This window comes from Mycobacterium uberis (genome assembly GCF_003408705.1).
Taxonomy (GTDB): domain Bacteria; phylum Actinomycetota; class Actinomycetes; order Mycobacteriales; family Mycobacteriaceae; genus Mycobacterium; species Mycobacterium uberis.
The window spans coordinates 1-2,075 of record NZ_QAYL01000050.1 but is presented as its reverse complement, the minus strand read 5'-3'; the positions used below and the strand labels follow the sequence as shown (position 1 = coordinate 2,075).

The window sequence follows — 2,075 nt, the reverse complement described above, 5'->3', positions numbered from 1 at the left end:
GCCGAGCCCAACAACATCTCCCGACTCGAACACACCCTCAAACGTCAGCACCAACCCGGTTACGTCCTTATTAGTGATTAATGCTGTTCATAGGTACCGTGGATGACGGCGCGAGCGATTGCGTGCTGGAACAGATTGAATCCCAGAAAAGCTGGACTTGCGTCCGCGCTGAGATTGAGCTTTTCAACCCGCACAGCATGCACCGCGACGTAATAGCGATGCACACCGTGGCCAGGCGGCGGGGCGGCGCCAACATAACGGCGCATGCCCGCATCATTTACCAACGTCAACGCCCCGCCCGGGAGTTCACCGCCATCACCCACACCCGCTGGCAATTCGGTGACGTCTGCAGGCAGGTTAACCACCGCCCAGTGCCAAAACCCGGACAAGGTCGGTGCGTCGGGGTCATAGACGGTGACCGCAAAGCTGTGGGTCTTGGTCGGGAATCCCGACCAGCTCAGGTGCGGGCTGACGTCTGCTCCCCCTGCGCCCATGATTCCACTGATTTGAGGCGTAGCCAACGGCTGGCCGTCGGTGATCGAGTCCGACGTCAGGTGAAACGACGGCAGCCTGGGCAACGTGACGTACGGGTCAGTCGGCACACTCATGGGCAATCCTCTCGTGATTGATACTTTGCGACTAGCAATGTGTCAAGAAGTGCGTCAGTACCTCAACACCAAACTTGAGAGCATCGACGGGTACCCGCTCGTCGACACCATGGAACAGCGCGGTAAAATCCAACTCCGGTGGTAACCGTAGCGGGCTGAAACCAAAGCAGCGAATACCCAGGCGCGCGAACGCTTTCGCATCGGTGCCGCCGGAAAGCATATAGGGCACCGTTCGGCCGTCGGGGTCGACCGCCAGCACAGCGACATTCATGGCATCGACCAAATTGCCATCAAAGGCAGTCTCGTACGGCGGCAAGTCCATGATCCACTTTCGGATCACCTCGGGACCGATCAATTCATCGATCGCAGCCTCGAACGCCGCTTGCCGCCCGGGCAGTATGCGACAGTCCACCACGGCTTCCGCGGTCGCTGGAACCATGTTGACCTTATGTCCAGCCTTGAGCATCGTTGGGTTTGCGGTGTCGTGCAGCACGGCTTTCAGCATGCGAGCCATCGGGCCAAGTTTTTCTATAGCCCCTTCCAAGTCGGGCGACTCGATGTCGAACTCGAAGCCAGTCTCCTGGCTAATTGCGGACAGAAACTGGACAACGGTATCGGTCGGCACGAGCGGGAACTGGTGGCGGCCCAGCCGTGCGATCGCTTCGGCGATAACAGTGACCGCATTCTGCTCGTGCACCATCGAACCGTGCCCTGCCCTCCCCCGTGCGGTCAACCGCATCCACTGGATACCCTTCTCGGCTGTCTCGATCAAGTAAAGCCGGCGCTCACCACCATCGCGGCGCGGTACAGTTAGCGAAAAGCCGCCGACTTCACCGATCGCCTCAGTGACACCGTCGAACAGATCGGGCCGGTTGTCGACCAACCATTGCGATCCGTAGCTGCCACCATGTTCTTCGTCAGCAACGAATGCGAAGACGAGATCTCGCGACGGCACGATGCCAGCCTGCTTTAGATGCCGAGCAACCACGATCATCATGCCCACCATGTTCTTCATATCGACCGCACCGCGGCCCCAGATATAACCTCCTTCGACCGCACCGGAAAATGGGTGCACGCTCCACTCGGCTACTTCCGCGGGCACCACGTCGAGATGCCCATGGATAAGCAGGGCGCCGCGTGAACTATCCGAGCCCACAAGCCGAACGAACACATTGCCTCGGCCGGGTGCCCCGGATTCCACATATTCCGGCTGGTAGCCAACTTCTGCGAGCTGAGCAGCGATCCACTGCGCACACTTGGCCTCACCTCGCGTAGTCGCGGGGTCACCTGTGTTGGTGGTGTCGAACCGGATCAACCTGCTGACAACCTCGACCACATCATCGCTCGGGCTGACTAAAACGTGAGTCTCAACTGTCACAGTCACCTTTCCTACCACTACCACGATCGACAGACGCGGCGTCGTCTTATCCGCGACTCGCAGCCACCGTCCAGGCAAGTCCAGGTAAG

General features: G+C 59.6%; 2 protein-coding genes. Both read right to left on the bottom strand.

Annotation, left to right across the window (positions count from 1 at the left end; genetic code table 11):
- Positions 1-77: 77 nt before the first annotated feature.
- Positions 78-608, bottom strand: a complete 531-nt coding sequence (locus MUBE_RS14565; RefSeq protein WP_116541080.1) for a YbhB/YbcL family Raf kinase inhibitor-like protein — start codon at positions 606-608, stop codon at positions 78-80.
- Between the two features lie 31 nt (positions 609-639).
- Positions 640-1,986 (bottom strand): M20/M25/M40 family metallo-hydrolase, encoded by a 1,347-nt coding sequence (locus MUBE_RS14560; RefSeq protein WP_207801725.1) that lies wholly within the window; start codon positions 1,984-1,986, stop codon positions 640-642.
- Positions 1,987-2,075 lie beyond the last annotated feature (89 nt).

Coding starts and splice junctions, on each gene's coding strand:
- MUBE_RS14565 (WP_116541080.1), bottom strand. CDS start 608: ATGAGTGTGCCGACTGACCCGTACGTCACGTTGCCCAGGCTGCCGTCG.